The organism is Megasphaera stantonii, from assembly GCF_025567065.1.
In the GTDB taxonomy this organism is placed as follows: Bacteria; Bacillota; Negativicutes; order Veillonellales; family Megasphaeraceae; genus Megasphaera; species Megasphaera stantonii.
Window position 1 is genome coordinate 41,564 of sequence record NZ_JAOQKD010000001.1, and the last position, 23,074, is coordinate 64,637.

The following is a 23,074-nucleotide window of genomic DNA, read 5'->3' on the forward strand; positions in this document are numbered from 1 at the left end:
TCGGTGCTGCTGCGGCGCTTGACAAGGGGATGTGCAGGATATACAATATTGAACGTAATAGAGAATGTCGATGAACGGGAGTAAGTACCCTTGCGGCACCCTTTGCAGCGAGCCGGCGGCAGTGGAAGGCCGGCATGAGGACGCAGGCGGGAATGGGCCCGGGAGATGCGGTCTGAACGACGAGTAGGCGCCGCCGGGACTTCCGCCGTTATGAGGAAGAGCGCATGAAACGTGCGCGTATGAGCCGGGCAGCTTGCCAACCAGGGTGGTACCGCGGAAACGTCTTTCCTTTCGTCCCTATCATAGAGGGATGGAAGGATTTTTTTTATAGCATAGCAATGTGTTGAATTTGAGGAGGATGATACTATGTCGATTATTTTTTCCGGCATTCAGCCGAGCGGCAATCTTACATTGGGAAATTATTTAGGCGCCCTGCGCAATTTTTCGAAGATGCAGGACGGCAACGAATGCTATTACTGCGTCGTCAACCAGCACGCCATTACGGTGCCCCAGGACCCGAAGCTTCTCCATGAACGGACGCGGGCTCTGGCGGCTATTTACATCGCATCGGGCCTCGACCCGGAAAAATCTACGCTGTTCGTACAGTCCGAAGTGCCGGAACACGCCCTGCTGGGCTGGATTATGATGACCCAGTCTTACGTAGGCGAGCTGGAACGCATGACCCAGTACAAGGATAAGGCGGCGAAGCGGGGCGATTCGATTCCTGCCGGCCTGCTCGTCTACCCGCCTCTCATGGCTGCGGATATTCTCTTGTATCAGACCAATTACGTACCCGTCGGCGATGACCAGAAGCAGCATATGGAAATTACCCGCGACCTGGCGCAGCGCTTCAACCGCCTGTACGGCGAAGTATTTACGATTCCCGATATTTACCTGGGACACGACGGCACGCGCGTCATGAGCCTCCAGGAACCGACGAAGAAGATGAGCAAGTCCGACGACAATACGACGGCGACGATTTATCTGCTCGATGAACCGAAGGCCATTGAAAAGAAAATCAAGCGGGCCCAGACGGACAGCGAAAACTCCGTCCACTACGACAGGGAAAACAAGCCGGGCATTTCCAACCTGATTGAAATTTTCTCGGCCGTGACGGATCATACTCATGAAGAAGTCGAAGCAGCGTATGCCGGCAAGGGCTACGGCGCGTTCAAGAAAGACGTGGCCGAAGCCGTAATCGCCGCCCTCGAGCCGATTCAGGCCCGCTACGCCCAGCTGGTCAACGACCCGGAACTGGACGAAATTCTCGACAAAGGCGCGGCGAAAGCCCATGCCAAGGCCAGCGAAACGTACGAAAAAGTCGTCCGCGCTATGGGCCTGAACCGGAAATAAGAGGCCGTCATGAGCCATTTCTTTGCGCTCCTGGCGCGGATGAAATTCATTCGCCGCTGGAGCCTGATGCACAACACGCAGGAAGAAAACATCCAGGAGCATACGCTGCAGACGGCTATGATTGCCTATCATCTCTGCCTTCTCAGCAACCTGCATTTCGGCGGCCGGACGGACCCGAAGCAGGCGGCCGTGTTGGCTCTGTATCATGACGCAGCGGAAATCTTTACGGGAGATATGCCGACGCCGGTGAAATATTTCAACGAAAAGATGCGCCGTACCTACGGCGACGTAGAGGCCATGGCCCAGGAAAAGCTGGTTCAGACGCTGCCGGAGGAACTGCAGGCCCATTACAAGCCGCTCATCTGCAGCGCCGAGGAGGATCCGGCGTGGCCCTTCGTCAAGGCGGCCGATACGCTGAGCGCGTATTTGAAATGCCGGCAGGAACTGGCGGCGGGAAACCGCGAGTTTGCCGAGGCCTTCTCGTCGCTGAAGGCACGGCTGGAACAGCTGGGCATGCCGGAAGTCGATATGTTCTTGGCCGACTACGCGCCGAGTTTTTCCTTGTCCCTGGATGAAATGAATCATTCAGGCTGACAAGAGTTTAAAGAAATAGAAAATAAGGTTTACCGATTTTCGATCGGCAAGCCTTATTTTTTTATAAAAATATTTTGCGATACAAGTTGTATATTTAGTATAATAAGGATCATATGCTGATACATATAGTATATGCATTTCGGCGGGAAATTTTTTTGAAAAAGAAGGTATTTACCTGCCGAGTGTGGAAACGTATAATAAATAAGGCAAATATACTTTAGTAAGTGGAGGTAGTCCTTATGACGCTCAGTTTATTTTGGTCGAGATATACATTAGAGCTGCATGAACGGCATCTGCGCGATGTGGACGCCATGTACCGCTATGTGATTGCTCGGGAAAAATGGAACTGGTTTTTATCTCAAATTCCGGAAAAGGAACAGGTACAGATCCTGCGCGGCCATAATCACGGCGACGAATCGTGGTCGTGCCGGAAGTGGCTGGATCATATGCTGGAATGGATGAAAGAAAATAAGCCGGCCGCCGTATACGAGGCCGTGGCGGAGCGTGTCCGCGCCATGGAAGCCAAGCCGATAGAGGAATTGGAAAAGCAGGCGGCTCATTCATTGTCGCAGGAAGAGCTGCATACGCTGCGGCAGGCCGGATATTTCCGGTGCGTCGACGTGCCGGAAGGTGAGGAGTGATACAAGGAGGTGCCTATGAGTGCAGTGCGGCGCATTTGGTTAGTTGTACTTGGATGGTTCATTATATTATGTTCGGCGGCTGCGCTGCCGTCTGTTCAGGCGGCCGATTCGGTGCGGGCTATCGTCATTTCCGGTGAAATTGACGGGAGCCAGGCCGCTCTTGTGCGGCGTGGCCTGGAACTGGCAGAAGAGTCGGGCGATACGGCCGTTGTCGTGTCTATCGACACCATGGGCGGCAGGGCGGACAGCGCCCTGAAAATACGGGATATGCTGCGGAGCACGTCCTTGCCGACGATTGCCTTCGTCAAGTCGCGGGCCTGGTCGGCAGGCGCTCTCATCGCCTTATCGTGCCGCCACATCGTCATGGCTCCGGGAAGCAGCATCGGCGCAGCCGAGCCGATTCCCAATACGGAGAAAAATATCGCCGCTATGAAATCGGAATTCAGCGCGACGGCTTCCCATATGGGCCATAATCCCCGTGTAGCCGAAGCCATGGTCGACAAGACTCACGGCTATCCCGATTACGCCGAGCCCGGCGAAATATTATCTTTGTCAGACGGACAGGCCAAAGAGCTCGGCATTTCCGAAGGGACGGCCAATTCGCCGGAAGAGGCGCTGAAGTTGTTCAGCCTGGGCGACGCGTCGGTGCAGTATGAAGAAAAGAGCTGGAAGGACAGCATCATCGGCATCCTGCAGAACGAGTACGTCCGCATGGTCGTCATCGCCCTCATCCTGATGGCGATTTTCGTAGAAATCAAGACGGCCGGCATCGGCGTAGGCATCATCACGGCCATCGTCTTAGGCGGCCTGCTGTTCTTATCCGGCGAGGATTCCCTGGGCGACAGCCTGATCGTCTTAGGCGCGTTTATCGGCAGCCTGTTCTTCGTCGGGATGGAAATCCTGTCTCCCGGCATGGGGATTTTCGGCGTCCTGGGCGTGCTGCTGCTCTTCGGCAGCTTATTTTATACGCTGGGGGCGACTATAGATTCTGTCTACATTTTAGCCGGCGGAACCGTCTTGTCTTTAGTTTTGTTTTATTTTGTCGGCAAGCGTCTGCCGAAGAGCCGGCTGGCGGCGAAGTTCATGCTGACGACGCAGTCGACGAAGGAGAAAGGCTATTCGTCCCAGTCTGATAAGAGCAAGTACCTGTATCAGCGGGGAAAAACCATTACTATTTTACGGCCGGCCGGCACCATCCGCATCGGCAAGGAGCGAGTCGACGCCGTATCGGCAGGCTCGTTCATCGAGAGGGACGTAGAAGTGCGCGTCGTAGAAGTAGAAGGAACGCGCGTCGTCGTCGAGCCGGTTCCCAAACGCAGCGAGTAAAGGAGGTACCTTATGTCCATATTATCAGTTCTTGCCGTACCGATTATCGTCATCGTCATAGCCATTGTGGCCATATCCCTGTTTCTGCACTTCGTGCCCATCGGCTTGTGGATTTCGGCCATGGCTGCCGGCGTGTCCGTCGGCATCGTCAATCTCATCGGCATGCGCCTGCGCCGCGTCGTGCCGTCGAAGATTATCCTGCCGCTGGTCAAGGCGAATAAAGCGGGCCTCAACGTCAATGCCAACCAGCTGGAAGCCCATTATCTGGCCGGCGGCGACGTAGACCGCGTCGTCGACGCCCTCATTGCGGCTCACCGGGCTACGATGGCCCTGACCTTTGAACGGGCCTGCGCTATCGATTTGGCCGGCCGCGACGTACTGGAAGCCGTGCAGATGAGCGTCAACCCTAAAGTCATTGAAACGCCCTTTATTTCGGCTGTCGCCCAAAACGGCATTGAGCTGAAAGTACGGGCCCGCGTTACGGTCCGGGCCAATATCGACCGCCTCGTCGGCGGTGCCGGCGAAGCTACGGTTATCGCCCGCGTCGGCGAAGGTATCGTTACCAGCGTCGGCTCGGCCAGCGACCATTCGCAGGTGCTGGAAAATCCCGATGAAATTTCCAAGACCGTGCTGAACAAGGGCCTTGACGCCGGTACGGCCTTTGAAATCCTGTCTATCGATATTGCCGACGTCGACGTAGGCCGCAACATCGGCGCGCGTCTCCAGACGGATCAGGCGGAAGCGGATAAGCAGATTGCCCAGGCTAAAGCAGAAGAACGGCGGGCCATGGCTGTAGCGAAGGAGCAGGAAATGCAGGCTTACACCCAGGAAATGCAGGCCAAAGTCGTCGAAGCACAGGCGGAAGTTCCCTTGGCCTTGGCTCAGGCCCTGCGGGACGGAACGCTTGGCGTGATGGACTACTATAATATGAAAAATATCATGGCTGATACGGAAATGCGCTCGGCTGTGGCCCAGGCCGGCATCCCCAAGGCGAAGCCGGCGCCGGCGAAGGACGAAGGCCATAAAGGCGGATTTACGTCTGAGGCGGAAGAATAAGCAGGTGATACCATGGATATATTCGACGGCAGCCTCTTAAATTACGTCATACCCATTATTATGATTATCCTGTTTTCTCTGCCCGACGCCATGCGTAAAAAGCGGCGTTATCCGAAGCGTCAGACCCCGCCGGCAGAGAAACCGCAGCCGCCTGCGCCGGCTAAGAAAGAACCGGAACCGGTCCGAACGGCGCCGCGCCGCGTTCCTATACGGTCGCGAAAGGTCAAGGCGCCGGCAGAAGAACCAGCCGCTGCCATTCCTGCCGCTGCGGCGCAGCTGGCGGCATACGCCGCGTCGCTGCCGCCTCAGCCCAAATCGGCCGCGCCGGTCCGGCTGGCCAAGACAAAAACAGAACCGTGGAGCGGCTTGACGCCCGAAGCACGGGATCTTTACGCCGGCCTCGTATGGGAAGAGCTGCTGCAGCCGCCATTGGCTCGCCGCCGCAACCGGCGCTAAGGCCCTCCATCGGACATAATGAGACAAAGTGAGGATAGGATATGATACGAGAAACTCGAATTAATATAGACGGCATTCCGGCCCTGCAGATCACCTGCGGCGATATGCCGAAAGGCGTCGTGCTGTTTTATCACGGCTGGACGTCGCAGAAGGAATATCAGTCCGTCCGCGGCCATCTACTGGCAGCTTACGGATACGACGTGCTCATTCCCGAAGCCGTAAACCACGGCGAGCGTGGCCCCATCGACTACAACAGCCCTGCGTCGTACGGTGAATTTTGGCAGACGATTTTTCAAAACATCCGCGAAGCGCCGTCGATCATCAAGTACATACGCAAGTGGCGGCGGCATGTGCCGTGCGCCGTCATGGGCCATTCTATGGGGGCCTTTACGGCCTTGGGCGTCATGACCCACTATACCGAATTCCGTACGGCCGTAGCCCTGAACGGCTCCGGCTGGTGGGATGAATCGGACCGCCGGTTCCGGGCGGCGCTGCACATTGAAAAGCCGAGAAGCTACCGCGTGCTGGCCATGCAGATTCAGGCCATGGACCCCTACGCCTATACGCATAAGCTGGTCGGCCGCTCCGTCCTGGCGCTCAACGGCGGCGCCGACGACGTCGTCGACAATAAAGCCCAGGAGCTGTATATGGAGAAGCTGGCGAAAGACAGCCAGGTTATCAGCCGCTACGGGACGTACGACGGTCTGGGTCATTTCGTGACGACGAATATGATGGGCGACGCCGTACAATGGCTGGATGAAGCGCTGGCTGTTCCCGTGAAATAGCCGGCTTGAGAAAAGAAACTGAATAAGGGAAAAGACTGGGCGTCTGTGCGATGCCGGTCTTTTTTCATATAGAGATGATTGGAGGAACTAGTGTATGGCTTTGCCTAATATATACATCGTAGCCTGCGGCGGGACGATTGCCGGAAAGGCTGCGTCGGAAGAAGATTTGACGGGATATACTGCCGGCGCGGCGACGATAGATGAAGTGCTGCAGGCTGTGCCTGCCGTTCATCAGTACGCCCGGATTCGGGGCGAGCAATTCTGCAGCATAGACAGCTCTGATATGAGCGAAGGGCTGTGGCTGGCCTTGGCCGCCCGGGTGCAGGAGCTGGCCGGCAGGGACGACGTAGACGGTATCGTCGTTACCCACGGCACCGATACGATGGAAGAAACGGCGTATTTTCTGAATCTGGCCGTCCATACGGAAAAGCCCGTCGTCTTCGTCGGCTCCATGCGTCCGGCGACGGCTATCAGCGCCGACGGTCCCTTAAATCTGCTGGAAGCCGTGCAGGCGGCGGCCCAGGCCGAAACGGGCCGTTACGGCGTCGTCATCGTCATGAACGGGACGATTTGCAGCGCCCGGTTTGTAGAAAAGACCGATACGACTCACGTCGACACCTTTAAAAGCCGTCAGCTCGGCTATATAGGACTGATGCAGGACGGAATGCCCATGTTTTATCAAGCCCCGCTGCGCCGCCATACCTATGAGTCCGGCTTGTCCTGCAGCGGCTGTGCCGCCCTGCCGCCCGTCGCCGTCGCCTACGCCTATGTTGGCATGGAACGCTGGATAGACTCCCTCGTCCCGCAGGACGTCTGCGGCCTCGTGCTGGCCGGCTTTGGCCACGGCCGCATGCCCGGAGCCGTATGGCAGTCCCTGCAGAAGGCAATGAAAGAGGGCCTCGTCGTCGTGCGGGCCAGCCGGACCCTGGGCGGGGCCGTTACACCTATCGCTGAATACGAGGGCACGATCTGCGCCGATACGCTGACGCCGCAGAAGGCGAAGATCCTGCTGCAGCTGACCCTGCTCAAAACGAGGAATATCCAGGAGATCAAAGAGGCCTTCCGGGAATACTGATTGGCCAAGGACGGCCTATTCCCTATTCGTTTTGAGTGTGATAAAATAAAAAAGATATGAGAATAACGTATACAGCGATGCTGTGAACTATATAGTATGGACAGGAGAGATGCACGATGAGAAAATATGCGAAAGTTTTCATAACAGCTGCCTTGGCTGCCGGCCTCAGCACGGCCGCCTTTGCGGCAAATAATGCGTCGCAGCTGACGGACATCGACAATTACTGGGGAAAAGCGGCCGTACAGTATTTCTATGACCGCCATTATGTCAGCGGCACAGACGGAAAATTCCGCCCGAATGAGGATATTACCCGCGAAGGCATCGCGGCGATTATCAACAACATGATCGGCGAAGATTCGGCGGCGGTGACGACGGACTTTAAGGACGTCAAGGGCCGCTGGTCTGAACGGGCCATTTCCTCTCTTGTCGATAAGCAGATTATGAGCGGCTACAGCAACGGCACCTTCCGGCCGACGCAGAACATTACGCGGGAAGAATTCGCCGTCATCGCTTATAATTACATGAGCTACAAGGGCATGGCGACGACGGGCGAGCAGACCGTCCCCTTCGCCGACGAAGCCAAGATTTCTCCGTGGGCTAAGGAAGCCGTCAACGCAATGGGCGCGGCAGGCTATATGACGGGCTCCAACAACGTCTTCAATCCGAAGGAATACGTTACCCGCGGCGAAGCGGTCAACGTATTGTACCGCATCGTCATGACTGCCGATTCGGCTCAGGCGGCGGCGCCGGAAGCAACGCCGGAGGAAGCGTCCCTGGAAACGAAGGTATTTAAGGATATTACGGAAGCCTACGGTTCGATTAAGAAATTTGCCGGCGACGGTATTATGTACTGGCAGGGCGATACCCTCCACATCGGCGTGAAGACGCAGAAGAATAAAGACGAACTGGAAAGCGTCCTGGCGGCGGATAAGACCATACCGAAAAACGTCGTATACGTACAGACGGCTAAATACAGCTATGACGACTATAAGAAGATGATGTCAAAAGCCGAAGAAGTATACAGAGCTACGGAAGCTACAGATGCCGTCGTCAAGACCGACGTCGACTATCTCAATGAAAAAGTCGTCCTCACCGTACAGTCCATTTCGGAAGAAACGCGGGCCAACCTGGACGACGCCCTCGGCGGCGCGCTGCGCATCGTAGTTCAGTAAATATTGTCGCAAAAGGAGACATTTGCATGAAATATAGAGCCTTGGCGGCGGTTTTAGGCGCCGCCGCTATACTATCCGCAGGCGCTGCTTCGGCAGAAGCGCCGTATACGGACTTGAACACATTGCCCCAGCGGGCTGCCGTCGACTACTTGTACGATACGCAGTGCCTGACCTTCGTTACGGGCGATCAGTTTCATCCGAATACCGTGTTGACTCGCGGCGATTTGGCCCAGCTCATTTACAACGCTGCTGCCAATATGCCGTTAGCGAATCCGGAGTTTAAGGACGTCCAGCCGGGACGGGCTGCCGACGCCATGGCGGCCGTAGCGGCCCAGGGCATTTTGACGGGCTATGAAGACGGCTCGTTCCAGCCGGATAAAGAAGTGACGCGGGAAGAATTTGCCGGCGTCCTGTACCGGTATCTGCAGTACTGCCGCCTGGCGGACGCCGACGGTGAAGTGGAATCATACGCCGATGAAAGCGACGTATCGCCGGCTGAGCTGACGGCCGTTCAGGTGCTGCACAGCAAGAATATCATGGTGCCCGACGATAACTATTTCCGTCCGAAAGACGGCATTACCCGCATGGAAGCGGCCGAGGTCATATACCGCCTGCTCCATTCGGACGAAGACTACGTATCCCATGTGCAGGTGGAAATGCAGGTCATGAAATGCCTTAACGCTGAATATGGCTCGGCCGTGGCCTATTTCCGGTATGGGACGATGTACTGGGAAGGCAACACCCTCGTGTTAGGTATAAAAGGCAGCCCAGGCCGGTATTTGGAAGACCGCATTGAACATGAAGTGACTCGCGCCGACGCCGTGTCTATTCGCCGCGTCCGCTTGAGCCGGAGCGACTACGACCGCATTCTGAACAGCGCCGTCAATACGATCGTACGGACGGAAGGCGTACAGATCTACGTCGGCTCCATTCCTGATTACGTCAACGAACAGGTCGTCATCACGGTCCGCCGCCCGGTGAGCGAGCAGACCCTCAAGGCGTTGACCGAACGGGTGGGCGCAGGTGTTATCCGCATTGAAACCCTGGCTGCTCCGGGAAAGGCTGTCCATGTGCAGGAAAATCGCAGCGATGACGGCGAAGGCTACGACGTGGACCGCCGCGGCCGCCGTCACGACAATATCAGCTATTCGCCCCTCGTAGACCAGGCGACGTCCAACGCTATCGCTTATGTGGAAAACGATGTAATGAATTAAAAAAGAAATAAAATGAACCGACCCTTCAACGTCAGAGTTTCAGGTTTAACGTCAAAGGGTCGGTTTTTATGCGTTGGGGAGAAAGAGTTCAGTCAGCTCTTGGCAGGAATGGACGAGGTAATCGGGATGAAGGCTTTCTAAAAAGGACGTGTCCCGAAAGCCCCAGGTAACGAGGACCGACGTCAAGCCGGCGTTGTCCGCCGTTTCCTTATCTACTTCCGAATCGCCGACGTAGACGGCCTGCTCGGGCCGGCAGTTCAAGAGGTGCAGGGCTTTTTCTATCATGTCCGGCGCAGGCTTTTTGCGGTACTGCGGCGATTCGCCTATGGAGAAATCGACGAGCTGGCGGAAGAATTCGTCGTGGAGGAGCGATACGGCGCCTTGTCCTTTGTTGGAAACGATGGCCGTCTTGTATCCGCCGTTCCGCAGCGCTGCCAGCATGTCTGCGACGCCGTCGTAGGGACGGGTATTGCCTTGGCAGTGGGCGCTGTAATATTGCTTGAACTCTTCCGCTAACAGGGCCTGCTCGTCGGCCGGCACGGACGGAGCGGCCCGCTCGATCAATCCCGTATAGCCGTAGCCCAGGCAGAGGCGCACCTCCTGCGGAGGGAGCTCCGGCATCTGGTGGAGCCTGAATATATGATTTAGACTATGAGTCAGTTCGGACAACGTATCGAGAACCGTGCCGTCCATATCGAAGATAACGGCTTTGTACGAATGGTTTATTTCATGGGGCATGACGGCCCGCCTCCTTTGTGCAGTATACCCATAGTATACCGTTCCCGGCGGTCTTTGTCCAACGGCGATAGCTTCCTAAATTCATGGGGCTTCATCCTAAATAGGCTAGTGCTAAAATAGATGCAGTATGATACAATAGGGAAAGATATTTGATAGAGCAAGATAGAGGAGAGGTTGATATGGCAAATTTGTTACCATATGCTATTGTAGCTGGCATTGCAGTTGTCTTTTTTGTAGTATGCTATATTTTATTTTCCGGCGGCAGCTCGGAAAAGGAAGAGAAAAAAGGAAAGAACCGCCACAGCCGCGCCGCGTCCGAACGGCCTGGCCAGGGCAAGTCGTTCCTCGGGTATGACGAGGCGGAAAAAAGACGCTCGGCGCAGCCGCAGCAGCCCGTCAGGGAAGATACGGCGCCCATTCCTCGCATTTCTAACGTAACCGTGCGGGAGCGTCAGGAAAATCCCGACGAAACGGCCTTCGTGACGACGAAGGGAGAAGCCGTACGCCGCGACGGAAAAATCGTATACGAAGAACCGCATCGTCCGGCTAAGAAGCAGGAACATCTCGACGCGACACAGGTATTGTCGCGCGAAGAAATATTAGAAGCCATGGATAAAATCGATAAAGAAGAAGCTGCGGCTCACAAGGCGAAGGAAGAAGAAGCCAAGAAGAAAGACATGGCTGAAACATTGCGGAGCGCCAAAGCCGCTGAACGGTCTGAGGGAGAACGGGAAGACGAAGAGGCTCCCCGCGCCGCCTTGGCCGATATGGCCGCCGTCGTAGCCGCCGATTTAGAGGCGAAATCGCAGGGCGAAGCCGCGGCGCGGCCGGGACGCCGCATCGTGCAGGAAGTCATGGCTGAAACGGCCAAGGCTGCCGCCAAAAGCGTCTCCGACGAAACGCAGGTCATCAGTCCGGCCGAGCTGCGCAGAAAGCAGGAAGAAACGGCTGCTGCGGCAGACGAAACAGTTATGTTCGACGCAGGCCGCTTGTCTGATGCCGTGCGTCAGACCGGCGCGGCCCCGGCAAGCGACGAAACGGCCGTCATGCCGCCGGTACGGCAGCATACGCATACTGACGCCGGCAACGAGACGAAGCAGCAGAAGAGCCCCTGGGGCAACGACCTGTCCCGCTCGGCGGCGAAAGCTGCGCCAATGGCCGGCCGGCCGTCTATTTGGGAAGCGGCTCCCGAAGCCGATTCGCCCTTTATGTCCCAATGCACGGCTCATTTCCTGCGTCAATTCGGCATGGTGACCGAGGATATGAAAGCGCAGGCTGCTTCGATTACGGCGGCGGCCTTCCGCCGCATCGGCTGCCACTCCGACGGCGAACGAAAGAAAGCCCTGTCGTCGCTGCTGGCCCAGGAAGCGCTGCAGAACGTGCAGAAGGCCTACGTGGCCCATCCGAAGGATTACGTCGCGGCGATGGCATTGCAGGCCTTTGCCGATATCGTGCAGGGCTCACCCGTTTCGACGCGCCATCTCGTCGCCGTTGACGCCTTGAAAATCATGCCTTATCTGTCGGACAACCACTATAAGATACTGTCTGTCCTGCTGCTGTTCCTGTATTCGCGCAATTCCCACAACGTCGACGCCGAAACCTTCGGCCAGTACATCGACAAGTACGTACTGCCCTTCCTCGACGGATTCCCGACGGAACGCCCCTATTACCAGCAGCTCGATTATCTCCACTGCACGGCTTTTGAAGGCAAGGAAACGCACTTTGCTGAAATCCTGGCTGATTCGTATCCGCTCTTGTTCCGCTACCGCGGCTTTACGGAAGAGGAACTGCGCAAGGTGCTGAAGGGAACGCCCATGCCGGCGGAATATATCGTCCGTTCCTTCAATTCGCCCCTGGTGAAGCTGGCTATGATCGACGAAAGCATGGCGACGCGGTTCTTCCGCCTGGCCGGTATTTCCGACAGGGCCATGCAGTCGCAGCTGCTGCGGCTGGCGAAAAAACGGCCTGCCGGCTTCGGCGGCGAAGAAGCCCTGGATATTATGGAAGATATTTCGCCGGTACTGGCCGATTTGGGCGACATTTGGGACAGCACGATGCTGCGCATTTCCACCTTGTCGCTCTTAGGCTTGTATTTAGCGCAGGGATATATCAAGGAACAGATCGGCGAAGAATTCGATTTGTCCCGCTGGTTTGAATAAGGAGGATCTGCTATGAAGAAAATTCGCAAGGCCGTCATACCGGCTGCCGGCTTCGGCACCCGTTTTTTGCCGGCGACGAAGGCTACGCCGAAGGAAATGCTGCCTATCGTCGATAAGCCGACAATTCAATATATTGTAGAGGAAGCCCTGCAGAGCGGCATCGAAGAAATCCTGATCATCAGCGGCCACGCCAAGCGGGCCATCGAGGACCATTTTGATACGAATCCGGGCCTGGAAATGCATTTGGAAAGCCACGGGCAGGAGTCGCTGCTGAAGATGGTCCGCAGTATTTCGGAAATCAACATCCACTACATCCGGCAGAAGCACATGCGCGGCTTAGGCGACGCTATCTTGTGCGCCCGGTCCTTTATCGACGACGAACCCTTTGCCGTCCTTCTCGGCGACGACGTCGTATACAACGAAACGAACCCGGCTCTGCGCCAGATGATCGACATTTATAACGACTTGGGCGCGACGATTTTGGGCTGCCAGGAAGTGCCCTTGGAGAAAGTATCGTCCTATGGAATCGTAGCCGGCGTTCCCGTCGAAGGAAAGAATGTCCTGCGGGTTACGAATATGATTGAAAAGCCGTCTGTCGAAGAAGCGCCGAGCCGTACGGCCGTCCTGGGCCGTTACATCATTACGCCCGACGTCTTTGAAGTGCTGGCCCGCACCGAGCCGGGCAAGGGCGGCGAAATCCAGCTGACTGACGCGATTCAGACTATGGCGTCGCGCGAAGCCGTATACGCCTACTGCTTTGAAGGCAAACGCTACGATGTAGGCGACAAGCTGGGCTTTTTAAAGGCGACGGTCGAGTACGCCCTGCGCCGTCCCGATTTGGGAGAGCCCTTCCGGAAGTATTTGAAAGATTTGATGACAAAATAAATGGATGCGTGAAATGGAGAGTACCAAAAGGGACTCTCCATTTTTTTGTTCAAATTTCAATATTAAATAAAATAATTATTATCAAAAATATTTACATCAGCCTTCATTTGATATATAATAAATGAGTAATAAGTATCAGTTTCTATTTACGAAGGAGAGGTTGGCTATGTTTCAGAACAGCGATTTTTGGATTGGCTTAGGTATTGGCGTCGTTGCCGGTGTATTTGGGTATAAACTGCTTACGGAGCGGGAGCAGCAGCTGTTGGCCCTGCAGCAGCCGGCAGCCGGGACGGTTACGGCCGATGTGCCTTTGGCTGAATTACAGCGTCAAAAAGAAGAATTGGAAGACTTGATTGCGGCGCAGGAAGCAGCGGCAAAATAAGAAGCGTTATAGAAAAGACTGTCGCCATGGCGGTGACGGTCTTTTTTACACTGGTAATCATTGATAAGAAGGGACGGCTTACTCACGTGCTTCCTGTATCGAAATGGGATTTTATCATCCGCGCTGTGCGCATTTCATCGTATCTTCCGGGGCGCATCCGCTTGTACAGCCGCAAGCTGGTCGGCAATGCGGAGCTGGCCGGAAAGATATATGCCTATGTGGCCAGCTATAGGGAAATTGATAAGGTAGAAATCAATATTGTTACCGGTTCCGTGCTGATTTTGTACAGGCCGCAGGCGCTGCGGAGCAATGCCGAATTGGCCCGGGTGGAACAGTATATCATGAACCATGCGGAAAGGAGAGGTTGATTATGTCTTATGCTTCCGGATTTATGTTGGGAGCTTCTATCGGAAAGGCGATTCATAACATGGTGTCCGGCGGCGGATTTTCTCCGGCCGGAGGAAGGGGCAAGGGAATGGGAAAACAGGCTGCCAATCCTCCCTATGCGGCTCCGGCTATGCCTGCCGCGCCTGTCAGACCGAATATACCGGCTTTTGCCTGTGTATCTTCTACACGGGGCCGACGCCGATATCGGGCTGCCGCATTAGTGCAGAATCAGCCCCTGGCCGAGCTTCTGCAGCAGGCTCTCGGCAGTTTGCCGGCGGCGCGGCGCGTGGAAGTCAATGCGGCGACAGGGAGTATTCTGGTATGCTCGGATAATGAAGGGGCTCTGGATGCGTTGGAACGTTATTTAGGGGAACGTATTTTTCCCGCTGTTCCGGCTCCGCCGTATGTGCCGGCGCCTGTGCAGACGAAAACGGCTGCGTCGGCTTATACGGATGTGCTGTATGAGACGCTGAATTTCTTGAATTCTGCCGTATCGCAGAAGACGGCCAACGTCTTTGATTTGCGTTCCCTCTTGTCTCTCTTTTTGGCCGTGCGGGGCATGCGCAAGATGATCGGCCAGAATCAGCGCCCGTCGGGACCGCAGATGCTGTGGTGGGCTACGTCGCTGATGAGGGGGCGGAGATAAGATGTATACGTGTTGTACCCTGCCGCTTCACAGCGTGCTGCCCCTGCGCATGCGCTCTATCCTGAGCGTCAAGCTGCGCCAGATTCCCGGCGTGGCTGCCGCCTCGTCTGACGAGCAAAAGCTGACCATATACTACCAGGGGAAGGTGGATCTGCGGATTATCCGCATGTTGGTCCGCTCCTTTGAGCAGAAATACGGAAAAGCTAAGGAAGATAAAAAAGAATGGGACGTAGCGGCATACCGGCGCGAAGCCATTATTTCTGTCGGCGGCTTTATCGCCATGAATATTTTACGCAAAACGAATCCGGAATTTTACGACGGCATTCTCCTGTTCCGGCGCTTGTTTACCTTATTTATCGCCCGGCGGTTTATCCAGAACGGCGTCATGGGCGTTATCCGGGACAAGCAGGCTAATGCCGATACGCTGACCGCTACGGCTGTGGCCGCGTCCGTCCTGGCTGGCAAGCCCGAATCGAGCCTGACCTTGCTGGCCCTTTCCAATGGAGCGGAAATGCTGACGGAATATGCTGCCGAACGGGCGCGCCGCCAGATTTCGGGCCTCTTGAAGCTGGATCAGCGGGACGTATGGCTCGTGGAAAATGGCCGGGAACGAAAGGTCCCTGTCGACTCACTGAAGGTAGGCGATACGATTGCCGTCCATCTGGGCGAAAAGATCTGTGTGGACGGGAAAGTCGTCGGCGGGAATGCGGCAGTCAATCAGGCCTCCATTACGGGCGAATCGAATCCGGCTATCAAGCAGCCCGGGACCTTTGTATATGCCGGCAGCGTCATCGAGGCCGGAGACCTCGTCGTCAAGGTCGAAAAGGTCGGCGCCGATACGTCGCTGGCCCAGATTATCCACTTGGTCGAAGAGGCGCAGACCCGCCGCGCGCCAGTGCAGAATTTTGCCGATAAGATGGCCAATATGCTCGTTCCTATTTCCTTTATCGGCGCGGCTATTGTCTATGGTGCGACGAAGGACTGGCAGCGCGTGCTGAACCTGCTGTTCATCGACTTCTCCTGCGGCCTGAAGCTGTCGACGGCGACGGCCATTTCTGCGGCCATCGGCATGGCGGCCCGCAAGGGGATTCTCATTAAAGGCGGCAACTACATCGAAAATCTGGCCGATATCGATACGGTTGTCCTCGATAAGACCGGCACGATTACCATGGGCGTACCGCAGATTGCCCATATTTCTACGGTTCCCGGCGTAGGCGAAAAGGAAATGATTTTACTGGCTGCGTCGGCGGAAATGCACTCCGTTCATCCGCTGGCCGTAGCGGTGCAGAAATACGTCAAGGCTCACGGCTGGGACGTACCGCATCACGATATGTCCGAAACGGTTGTAGCCCGCGGCATGAGGGCCTCCGTGCCTCCCTTTGAAGACTTTGCCGGCGGCGACGTCCTCGTCGGAAGCCGCCGCTTCATGCAGGAAGAAGGCGTGCAGGGCATGCCGGAAAAAAGCGACAAGTCATGGGGAAAAAATCTGCTGTTTGTCGCGCGGGACAAGCAGTATATCGGCTGCCTGACGATTGAAGACCCGGTTCGCCCGGCTATGAAGAAAACCCTCAATCAAATGCGCCGCATCGGTGTAGACGAAGTCATCATGCTGACTGGCGATTCCAAGGAAGTGGCGGCAGAAGTGGCCCGCGAAATGGACATTGATTCCTATCATGCTGAAATACTGCCGGAAGATAAGGCTAATTACGTCATGAAGCTGCAGAAGCGGGGCAGCGTCATGATGGTCGGCGACGGCATCAACGACGCGCCGGCACTGGCCTTTGCCGATATCGGCGTCAGCCTGGGCGGCAACAAGACGGATATAGCGGCTGAATCGGCAGCTATTACGATTCGCTCCGAAGATCCGGGAAAATTGTATGATGCATTGAAGATTGGCCGGCAGACCATGAAGGTCATCAATCAGAATTTTACGGCGACGATTGTCGTCAATTCAGCGGCTATGCTTCTCGGCGCGCTGGGGCGTATCAGCCCCTTATGGGCCGCAGTCATCCACAATACAGCGACGCTGGCCGTCGTATTGAACAGCGTGCGCATTCTCGGCGTGTCTCGCCGCATGGTAAAAGCGTAATTTTATCCTGACATATAAGCTCCTTTGTTCTGGGAATTCCCTGCAGTTGGTACAGTGAATCAGCTGCAGGGAATTATTTTTTATCTGCCGGGGTGGAGAAACAATTTTATCCGGAATTTTATATTTTTTTATGTATACATCACCATATTAGTATGATATACTACTGTATGAATGACGAAAGTCAGTCCTAACCATTAAAGGAGTGAAAGAATACATGTTAGAATTACGCCATGTATCGTTTTCCGTTCCCGACGAAAATGGTACGAAAAATACAAAGGAAATTTTAAAAGATATCAATCTGGTCATCGACGAACAGAAATTCGTCGTCATTACCGGCCCGAACGGCGGCGGCAAATCGACGCTGGCTAAATTAATCGCCGGCATTGAAAAGCCGACGAGCGGCCAGATTTTCTTCAACGGCCAGGACATTACGGACTGGGACATTACGAAGCGGGCCCAGAACGGCATCGGCTACGCTTTCCAGCAGCCTGTGCGCTTCAAGGGCATCACCGTCATGGACCTGCTCTGTCTGGCGGCGGGCAATAAGAAACTCGACAAATGCGTCGTCTGTCAATACCTGTCCGAAGTCGGCCTTTGCGCGGAAAACTACATCAATCGTGAAGTGGACGCGTCTTTGTCTGGCGGCGAATTGAAGCGCATTGAAATTGCTACGATTGTAGCCCGCAAGAACACGGAGCTGGCTATTTTTGACGAACCGGAAGCAGGTATCGACTTGTGGAGCTTCCATAAACTCATCAAGGTATTTGAAAGAATGCACGATCAGAAGCAGTCGATTCTCATCATTTCCCATCAGGAACGCATTCTCAACATTGCCGATGAAATCGTCCTCATTGCTGACGGCACGGTCCGCAAGGTCGGCACGAAGGAAGAAGTTCTTCCCGAATTGATGGACGTCGTAGGAAACTGCAAGTTTTATAAGGAGGAAGACTGATGGATAAGTATCAAGAACATTTGCTGGAAGTCATCGCCGATTTGCATGGCATTCCTGAAGGCGCATATAATATCCGCTCGAACGGCCAGAGCGTCGGCCGCGCTTCGACGGCTCATATCGAAATCGAGCCGCAGAAGGACCGTCCGGGCATCAACGTGTATATTAAGCCGGAAACGCAGCACGAAGCTGTGCACATTCCCGTCGTCCTGAGCCAGGCCGGCCTCAAGGACGTCGTATACAATGATTTTTACGTCGGAGAAGGGGCTGACGTCGTCATCGTCGCCGGCTGCGGCATCCACTGCGGCAGCGACGACGGCTCGCAGCACGACGGCATTCATACCTTCCATATCGGCAAAAACGCCCGCGTACGCTACGTAGAAAAGCACTACGGCGACGGAGACGGCAAGGGCCAGAAGATCATGAATCCGGAAACCATCGTCCATATGGAAGAAGGCAGCTATATGGAAATGGAAACGACGCAGATCAAGGGCGTCGACTCGACGAAGCGCGTCACGAAGGCTGATTTGGCAGCCAGCGCGACGTTTATCGTCAAGGAAAAGCTCATGACCGACGGCGCGCAGTTTGCCGAAACGGAATTTGAAGTCGAACTGAACGGCAAGGATTCCAGCACGGACGTCGTATCCCGCGCCGTCGCCCGCGGCACGTCCCATCAGATTTTCCGGGCCAAGGTCATCGGCAATGCCCAGTGCCACGGCCATTCGGCCTGCGACTCCATCATCATGGACGACGCCAAGATTTCGGCGATTCCTGAGCTGACGGCCAACGATACGGACGCGGCCCTGATTCACGAAGCGGCTATCGGCAAGATTGCCGGCGAACAGCTGACCAAGCTCATGACGTTAGGCCTTACGGCAGAAGAAGCGGAAGAAATGATCATCCAGGGCTTCTTAAAATAATAGGCGCAAGAGAAACCAGTCTTTCCCCACTAGGGGGAGGCTGGTTTTTGCATAGGCGGAAAGAGTAGGCAAAGGGCGGGAAAATAGTGTACAATAAGGAGAAAAAGGAGGGGGACGGCATGAACGGAGAGGCGGCGTTTCGCCGATATGCAGACTTTGACGCAATACTGAATTCTATTTACTGCGCGATTTTTATCGTCCATACAGACGGCCGCGCCGTATACCGCAATGGAGCGGCTGACGAGCTCAAGGCGGAATTAGGCGTGACGGAGGATGAGCTTATCGGCGCGCTGGAGGCGCAAATCGACGTCGTACATGGGCAGGGGCGCTTTGCCGTCGCAGTAGAGGGGGGCATGATTATCTGCCATCTCCTGCCCTGGACCCAGGCCGGTCAGCGGCAGGGCAGCATTATCGTCGCCCATATATCGGGGAAAGAGCGGTGCTCCGCCCAGGAATTGGACAACGTCATAGACGTACTGGAAGAAATCGACGCTATTTTGGAGGTCGTCGCCGACGGCATCGTCGTGGCCGATAAAAACGGCGTCATCATCCGGGTCAACAAGGCCTTGGAAACGACCTTCGGCATCAAGCGGCGCGACGTCTTGGGCCGCTCTATGGAAATATTCGACCGGGAGCATTCCGTCTGCGGCGAACTGATACGCAAGATGAACGAAGATCCTAAACGCATCGTCGTGTCGGGAACGTACAAACAGAAGGAGCTCTTGTGCACCGGCGCGCCCATATTCGACCGGCAGCACCGCCTCAAAACTATCGTCATCAGCATACAGGACATGTCGGCTCTCAATACGCTGCGCAAAAAGCTGGAAGAGCAGCGGCTGTATACGAAGAGCTATATGCGGGAAATATCCTTGTTCAACGGCAGCGGCGGTCCCATCGTGGCCCACAGCCCGGCCATGAGGAAGATACTTCATCTGGTGCACGTCGTCGCCGACGTCGAGTCCGTCGTATTGATTACGGGCGAGTCGGGGACGGGGAAGGAAGTCGTCGTCAACGAAATTTATCACACGAGCCGGCGAAAGGATAAGCCCTTCATCAAGATAAACTGCGGCGCCATTCCCGATACCTTATTCGAGTCGGAGCTGTTCGGCTACGAAAGCGGTGCCTTTACAGGCGCGCGGCGGCAGGGCAAGGTCGGTTTTTTCGAGCTGGCCAACAAGGGGACGCTGCTTCTGGACGAGGTGGGCGAGCTCAGCCTGGCGGCACAGGTCAAGCTGCTCCGCGTCATACAGGAAAAGGAAGTGCAGCGCATCGGCGCTGCCAAGCCGGTCAAGGTAGACGTCCGCCTGATTGCGGCGACGAATAAGGACTTGTGGAGCATGGTCTGCCAGGGGACGTTCCGGCAGGACTTGTATTACCGTCTCAACGTCATCCATATCCATATTCCGCCGCTGCGGGAGCGGCGCGAGGACATCATTCCCCTGGTCAACTATTTCCTGAAGTATTTCAATGAAAAGTACGGCAAGGAAAAGGAGATTTCTCCGGAACTGTACCGTTTCCTCATGCGTCAGGACTGGCCGGGCAATATCCGCGAGCTGGAAAACGCCGTCGAGACGATGATCGTCCTGCCGTCGGAAAACAAGCTGACGCCCAGCCATTTTGTCGGCAAGGGAACGGGCGAGGATTCCGGGGCGGCTGTCAAGGTGCAGCGTCTCGTGCCGTGGAAGCGGGCCGTAGAAGAAATGGAAAAGGAGCTTTTGACGCAGGCATACCGGGAATACCGCTCGACGCGGGCTATGGCTAAGGCACTGCAGATAGACCAGTCGACGGTCGTGAGGAAAATGAAAAAGTGGGGCGTTGGCTCCCATGAAGATGATAAAAACGATGCAACATAGCATACTAATGATGTAAAAATGCATCGGTTTGACGAAGGCGGTATAGCTATTGCATTGGCAATAAGGGGCAGGCATATCGGCATACAGGCGATGTAAATGTACATCATGCTGGATGCCGATATGTTTTTTTATTTCGATAATTACGCCATTTATGTCTTTTTAATATTTGGCATATTTATTTCATATATATTTGTGAAAGACCCATCAGGTATAGGATAGTGTATGAAATATGAGTCCAGCGAAGGAGGGGTTTGGTATGTTAATGACTAAACAACAATTCCAAGACAGCATTCGCGCCAGAAAACCGATGAACGTATGGTTCCTGGGAGAGAAAATTGAAGACGTTACGACCTATCCGCCCTTGGCGGCCAGCTTTAACGCCATCTCCAAGATCTACGAACTGCAGCATCGCCCGGACTGGCAGGATCTGATTACTGTTCCGTCCCATATGCTCGACGAACGGGTCAGTATTTACAACGCTCCCCTCCGTTCGGCAGAAGACGCGAACCGCAAGACCAGAGCTGCCAGAGCGCTGGCTGAAGTTATCGGTTGCTGTACGCACCGCTGCACCGGCTCGGAAGCATTTGCCGGATTAGGCCCTGCGTGCTACGACATGGACCACGACTTGGGTACCAACTATTTTGAACGCTTCATGAATTTCCTGAAATACGTACAGCAGAACGACTTGACCTGTACCGTTACGGTAACGGACGTCAAAGGGCTGCGGACGGCGCCGCCTCATGCGCAGGCTGACCGCGATTCCTACGTCCATGTCGACGAAGTCCGCGAAGACGGCATCGTCATCAGCGGGTTCAAGTGCAACCAGACGGGTATCCTCTTCGCTCATGAAATCGTCATCGTCCCGACGACGAACATGAAGCCGGAAGACAAGGACTTTGCCGTCGCCTGCGCCGTTCCTGCCGATACGCCGGGACTGACCTTTGTCTTGGGCCGTACGCCTCAGGATAAACGCTTCTTCGAAGTCGAAGGCGATATCGAAGGCATCGACTTGGGCAAACAGTATGCCGACCATCAGGCGCTCGTATACTTCGATCACGTATTCGTACCGAATGAAAGAGTATTCCTCTGCGGCGAAACGCAGTATGTAGGACGGCTCCTGAGCTACTTCACGGCAGTCCACAGATTGACGGCCGGCGGCTGCAAGGCCGGCGGATGCTCGGCTCTTTGCGGCGCGGCAAGTCTGTTGGCCGATATGGTCGGCGTGCAGAAAGCCGGTCATATCCGGACGAAGCTCACGGAAATGGCAATGACTGCTGAAACGGTTTACGGCCTGTCCATTGCTTCGGGTGTAGAAGGATTCCAGCATCCCAGCGGCTTCTGGATTCCCAACCCGCTCATGTCCCATACGTGCAAATACACCTGCACGAAGATTCCCTTCGACGCCGTTCGGTACGCCCGCGACATCCTGGCGGGCTTCGGCGAAACGGCTCCGTCCGAACTGGATATGAGAAATCCCGAAGTCGGCGAACTGTGCCAGAGAGCCTTCAACCCGGGAAACCCGAAATACAACGCCTTCGATCGTCTGCGGGCCAGCCGCTTCATCGAACACATGGTACGCGGCTCCAACTGGACGGCTATGGCCCTCCACGGCGGCGGCAACCAGGAAGCGTCGACCGTCATGGCCAGAATGTATACGGACTGGGAATACCTGAAAGGCCTCGTAAAAGTTGCCACAGGCATTGAAACGGACGCGCAGAAGGCTGAAGAATTTATCGACACCATCGGCAAGCGCCAAGGCCGTATCTGCACGACCCTCGATTTGCCGAAGGTTGAAAGCTGACGATTTAGTAAAAGAATATGCAGAATGCATGATAATGGGCTCCCACGGTGAGATGTTACTGTGGGAGCCCATTTTGTCATGCTATTGGTGCAGTAAGTAATAAAAAATTCTATATGCGGCTTCAGTGACCTCTAGCAGAACTAGGGGATTTTGTTATGCCTGTTTGAAACCTGAAAAGTAAACGAATGAGACAGAAATGTAGATAGATAGTATTTTAGCCGAACCATGTATTTGATTGTAGTAAGAGCGCTGAGGAGAGAAACTATTGGTCTAGTCATCGTTTGATTTTATTCGCTATTACGATTATAATTATTAATGATAAGTTTATACATGCAGTGAAATATCAAGACGATTTTTTTGGAGCAGGAGATGGCCTAATGAAATATTTATCCGTGACGCAAACTGCCCAAAAGTGGGGCATCTCTACGCGGCGCATACAGATATTGTGCAGCGAAAAGCGCATCCCTGGCGCGGTAAAAATCGGCAATCAATGGGCGATTCCAGACGACGAATTGAAGCCTGCCGATGCAAGAGTCAAAAGTGGAAAATATAAGAAAACCAGTCTAACATGAGGCAAAGACATGCAGATAATC

22 protein-coding genes are annotated in these 23,074 nt (G+C 55.0%); 21 read left to right on the top strand and 1 reads right to left on the bottom strand.

The annotated features are described in order from the left end of the window. The first annotated feature begins 366 nt into the window (after positions 1 to 366). The 10 genes from trpS (at position 367) to OCV58_RS00270 (ending at position 9,672) form a co-directional block, all read left to right on the top strand. Positions 367 to 1,353 carry a tryptophan--tRNA ligase gene (gene trpS / locus OCV58_RS00225; RefSeq protein WP_087478009.1) on the top strand — a complete coding sequence of 329 codons (987 nt, stop codon included), beginning with the start codon at positions 367 to 369 and terminating at the stop codon, positions 1,351 to 1,353. A 9-nt stretch (positions 1,354 to 1,362) separates the two neighbouring features. Next, the gene (gene yfbR / locus OCV58_RS00230) at positions 1,363 to 1,947 is read left to right on the top strand and encodes a 5'-deoxynucleotidase (protein ID WP_087478010.1); all 585 of its coding nucleotides are present in this window, start codon (positions 1,363 to 1,365) and stop codon (positions 1,945 to 1,947) included. A gap of 239 nt (positions 1,948 to 2,186) precedes the next feature. Next, positions 2,187 to 2,588: a hypothetical protein gene (locus OCV58_RS00235; protein WP_107196439.1), complete on the top strand. Its 402-nt coding sequence runs from the start codon at positions 2,187 to 2,189 to the stop codon at positions 2,586 to 2,588. A gap of 15 nt (positions 2,589 to 2,603) precedes the next feature. Further along, on the top strand, positions 2,604 to 3,914 hold the full coding sequence (locus OCV58_RS00240; protein WP_154876556.1) for an NfeD family protein: 1,311 nt from the start codon (positions 2,604 to 2,606) through the stop codon (positions 3,912 to 3,914). A gap of 12 nt (positions 3,915 to 3,926) precedes the next feature. Further along, the gene (floA, locus tag OCV58_RS00245) at positions 3,927 to 4,970 is read left to right on the top strand and encodes a flotillin-like protein FloA (protein WP_087478013.1); all 1,044 of its coding nucleotides are present in this window, start codon (positions 3,927 to 3,929) and stop codon (positions 4,968 to 4,970) included. 12 nt (positions 4,971 to 4,982) lie between these two features. Next, a complete protein-coding gene (locus tag OCV58_RS00250; RefSeq protein WP_087478014.1) occupies positions 4,983 to 5,426 on the top strand; it encodes a hypothetical protein in 444 nt (147 codons plus the stop codon). Between the two features lie 41 nt (positions 5,427 to 5,467). Further along, entirely contained in the window at positions 5,468 to 6,211 is a 744-nt protein-coding gene (locus tag OCV58_RS00255) for an alpha/beta fold hydrolase (protein WP_154876557.1), read from the top strand. Positions 6,212 to 6,305: 94 nt separating this feature from the next. Then, positions 6,306 to 7,286, top strand: a complete 981-nt coding sequence (locus tag OCV58_RS00260) for an asparaginase (RefSeq protein WP_154876558.1) — start codon at positions 6,306 to 6,308, stop codon at positions 7,284 to 7,286. 116 nt (positions 7,287 to 7,402) lie between these two features. Next, positions 7,403 to 8,458 (top strand): S-layer homology domain-containing protein, encoded by a 1,056-nt coding sequence (locus OCV58_RS00265; RefSeq protein WP_107196443.1) that lies wholly within the window; start codon positions 7,403 to 7,405, stop codon positions 8,456 to 8,458. A 26-nt stretch (positions 8,459 to 8,484) separates the two neighbouring features. Then, the gene (locus tag OCV58_RS00270; RefSeq protein ID WP_154876559.1) at positions 8,485 to 9,672 is read left to right on the top strand and encodes an S-layer homology domain-containing protein; all 1,188 of its coding nucleotides are present in this window, start codon (positions 8,485 to 8,487) and stop codon (positions 9,670 to 9,672) included. Between the two features lie 66 nt (positions 9,673 to 9,738). Here OCV58_RS00270 and OCV58_RS00275 read toward each other — a convergent pair whose 3' ends face one another. Next, on the bottom strand, positions 9,739 to 10,410 hold the full coding sequence (locus tag OCV58_RS00275; protein WP_095629517.1) for an HAD family hydrolase: 672 nt from the start codon (positions 10,408 to 10,410) through the stop codon (positions 9,739 to 9,741). 179 nt (positions 10,411 to 10,589) lie between these two features. Between OCV58_RS00275 and OCV58_RS00280 the strand changes: the two genes are divergently transcribed. The 11 genes from OCV58_RS00280 to OCV58_RS00330 all read left to right on the top strand — a co-directional run bounded on the left by OCV58_RS00280 (position 10,590) and on the right by OCV58_RS00330 (position 23,053). Beyond that, positions 10,590 to 12,569, top strand: a complete 1,980-nt coding sequence (locus tag OCV58_RS00280) for an LPO_1073/Vpar_1526 family protein (protein ID WP_154876560.1) — start codon at positions 10,590 to 10,592, stop codon at positions 12,567 to 12,569. Between the two features lie 12 nt (positions 12,570 to 12,581). Beyond that, on the top strand, positions 12,582 to 13,454 hold the full coding sequence (gene galU / locus OCV58_RS00285) for a UTP--glucose-1-phosphate uridylyltransferase GalU (protein ID WP_154876561.1): 873 nt from the start codon (positions 12,582 to 12,584) through the stop codon (positions 13,452 to 13,454). Positions 13,455 to 13,620: 166 nt separating this feature from the next. Continuing rightward, a complete protein-coding gene (locus OCV58_RS00290; RefSeq protein WP_087478022.1) occupies positions 13,621 to 13,836 on the top strand; it encodes a 50S ribosomal protein L9 in 216 nt (71 codons plus the stop codon). A gap of 26 nt (positions 13,837 to 13,862) precedes the next feature. After that, positions 13,863 to 14,204 carry an HMA2 domain-containing protein gene (locus OCV58_RS00295; RefSeq protein WP_087478023.1) on the top strand — a complete coding sequence of 114 codons (342 nt, stop codon included), beginning with the start codon at positions 13,863 to 13,865 and terminating at the stop codon, positions 14,202 to 14,204. Positions 14,205 to 14,206: 2 nt separating this feature from the next. Then, positions 14,207 to 14,869 carry an HMA2 domain-containing protein gene (locus OCV58_RS00300; protein WP_095629513.1) on the top strand — a complete coding sequence of 221 codons (663 nt, stop codon included), beginning with the start codon at positions 14,207 to 14,209 and terminating at the stop codon, positions 14,867 to 14,869. Between the two features lies 1 nt (position 14,870). Beyond that, the gene (locus OCV58_RS00305) at positions 14,871 to 16,958 is read left to right on the top strand and encodes a heavy metal translocating P-type ATPase (protein WP_107196448.1); all 2,088 of its coding nucleotides are present in this window, start codon (positions 14,871 to 14,873) and stop codon (positions 16,956 to 16,958) included. Positions 16,959 to 17,172: 214 nt separating this feature from the next. Further along, positions 17,173 to 17,910: an ABC transporter ATP-binding protein gene (locus tag OCV58_RS00310; RefSeq protein WP_087478026.1), complete on the top strand. Its 738-nt coding sequence runs from the start codon at positions 17,173 to 17,175 to the stop codon at positions 17,908 to 17,910. Further along, entirely contained in the window at positions 17,910 to 18,827 is a 918-nt protein-coding gene (locus OCV58_RS00315) for a SufB/SufD family protein (protein ID WP_095629511.1), read from the top strand. Before OCV58_RS00310 ends, OCV58_RS00315 begins: the two co-directional genes overlap by 1 nt. Before the next feature lie 119 nt (positions 18,828 to 18,946). Further along, positions 18,947 to 20,680, top strand: coding sequence for a sigma 54-interacting transcriptional regulator (locus tag OCV58_RS00320; RefSeq protein ID WP_154876562.1), 1,734 nt, complete (start codon positions 18,947 to 18,949; stop codon positions 20,678 to 20,680). A 256-nt stretch (positions 20,681 to 20,936) separates the two neighbouring features. Further along, the gene (locus OCV58_RS00325) at positions 20,937 to 22,481 is read left to right on the top strand and encodes a 4-hydroxyphenylacetate 3-hydroxylase N-terminal domain-containing protein (RefSeq protein WP_158099962.1); all 1,545 of its coding nucleotides are present in this window, start codon (positions 20,937 to 20,939) and stop codon (positions 22,479 to 22,481) included. A 377-nt stretch (positions 22,482 to 22,858) separates the two neighbouring features. After that, on the top strand, positions 22,859 to 23,053 hold the full coding sequence (locus OCV58_RS00330; protein WP_087478052.1) for a helix-turn-helix domain-containing protein: 195 nt from the start codon (positions 22,859 to 22,861) through the stop codon (positions 23,051 to 23,053). The last annotated feature ends 21 nt before the right edge of the window (positions 23,054 to 23,074 follow it).

Excerpts from the sequence above, each read along its gene's own strand:
- trpS (WP_087478009.1), top strand. The coding sequence starts at position 367 with ATGTCGATTATTTTTTCCGGCATTCAGCCGAGCGGCAATCTTACATTG.
- yfbR (WP_087478010.1), top strand. The coding sequence starts at position 1,363 with ATGAGCCATTTCTTTGCGCTCCTGGCGCGGATGAAATTCATTCGCCGC.
- OCV58_RS00235 (WP_107196439.1), top strand. The coding sequence starts at position 2,187 with ATGACGCTCAGTTTATTTTGGTCGAGATATACATTAGAGCTGCATGAA.
- OCV58_RS00240 (WP_154876556.1), top strand. The coding sequence starts at position 2,604 with ATGAGTGCAGTGCGGCGCATTTGGTTAGTTGTACTTGGATGGTTCATT.
- floA (WP_087478013.1), top strand. The coding sequence starts at position 3,927 with ATGTCCATATTATCAGTTCTTGCCGTACCGATTATCGTCATCGTCATA.
- OCV58_RS00250 (WP_087478014.1), top strand. The coding sequence starts at position 4,983 with ATGGATATATTCGACGGCAGCCTCTTAAATTACGTCATACCCATTATT.
- OCV58_RS00255 (WP_154876557.1), top strand. The coding sequence starts at position 5,468 with ATGATACGAGAAACTCGAATTAATATAGACGGCATTCCGGCCCTGCAG.
- OCV58_RS00260 (WP_154876558.1), top strand. The coding sequence starts at position 6,306 with ATGGCTTTGCCTAATATATACATCGTAGCCTGCGGCGGGACGATTGCC.
- OCV58_RS00265 (WP_107196443.1), top strand. The coding sequence starts at position 7,403 with ATGAGAAAATATGCGAAAGTTTTCATAACAGCTGCCTTGGCTGCCGGC.
- OCV58_RS00270 (WP_154876559.1), top strand. The coding sequence starts at position 8,485 with ATGAAATATAGAGCCTTGGCGGCGGTTTTAGGCGCCGCCGCTATACTA.
- OCV58_RS00275 (WP_095629517.1), bottom strand. The coding sequence starts at position 10,410 with ATGCCCCATGAAATAAACCATTCGTACAAAGCCGTTATCTTCGATATG.
- OCV58_RS00280 (WP_154876560.1), top strand. The coding sequence starts at position 10,590 with ATGGCAAATTTGTTACCATATGCTATTGTAGCTGGCATTGCAGTTGTC.
- galU (WP_154876561.1), top strand. The coding sequence starts at position 12,582 with ATGAAGAAAATTCGCAAGGCCGTCATACCGGCTGCCGGCTTCGGCACC.
- OCV58_RS00290 (WP_087478022.1), top strand. The coding sequence starts at position 13,621 with ATGTTTCAGAACAGCGATTTTTGGATTGGCTTAGGTATTGGCGTCGTT.
- OCV58_RS00295 (WP_087478023.1), top strand. The coding sequence starts at position 13,863 with ATGGCGGTGACGGTCTTTTTTACACTGGTAATCATTGATAAGAAGGGA.
- OCV58_RS00300 (WP_095629513.1), top strand. The coding sequence starts at position 14,207 with ATGTCTTATGCTTCCGGATTTATGTTGGGAGCTTCTATCGGAAAGGCG.
- OCV58_RS00305 (WP_107196448.1), top strand. The coding sequence starts at position 14,871 with ATGTATACGTGTTGTACCCTGCCGCTTCACAGCGTGCTGCCCCTGCGC.
- OCV58_RS00310 (WP_087478026.1), top strand. The coding sequence starts at position 17,173 with ATGTTAGAATTACGCCATGTATCGTTTTCCGTTCCCGACGAAAATGGT.
- OCV58_RS00315 (WP_095629511.1), top strand. The coding sequence starts at position 17,910 with ATGGATAAGTATCAAGAACATTTGCTGGAAGTCATCGCCGATTTGCAT.
- OCV58_RS00320 (WP_154876562.1), top strand. The coding sequence starts at position 18,947 with ATGAACGGAGAGGCGGCGTTTCGCCGATATGCAGACTTTGACGCAATA.
- OCV58_RS00325 (WP_158099962.1), top strand. The coding sequence starts at position 20,937 with ATGTTAATGACTAAACAACAATTCCAAGACAGCATTCGCGCCAGAAAA.
- OCV58_RS00330 (WP_087478052.1), top strand. The coding sequence starts at position 22,859 with ATGAAATATTTATCCGTGACGCAAACTGCCCAAAAGTGGGGCATCTCT.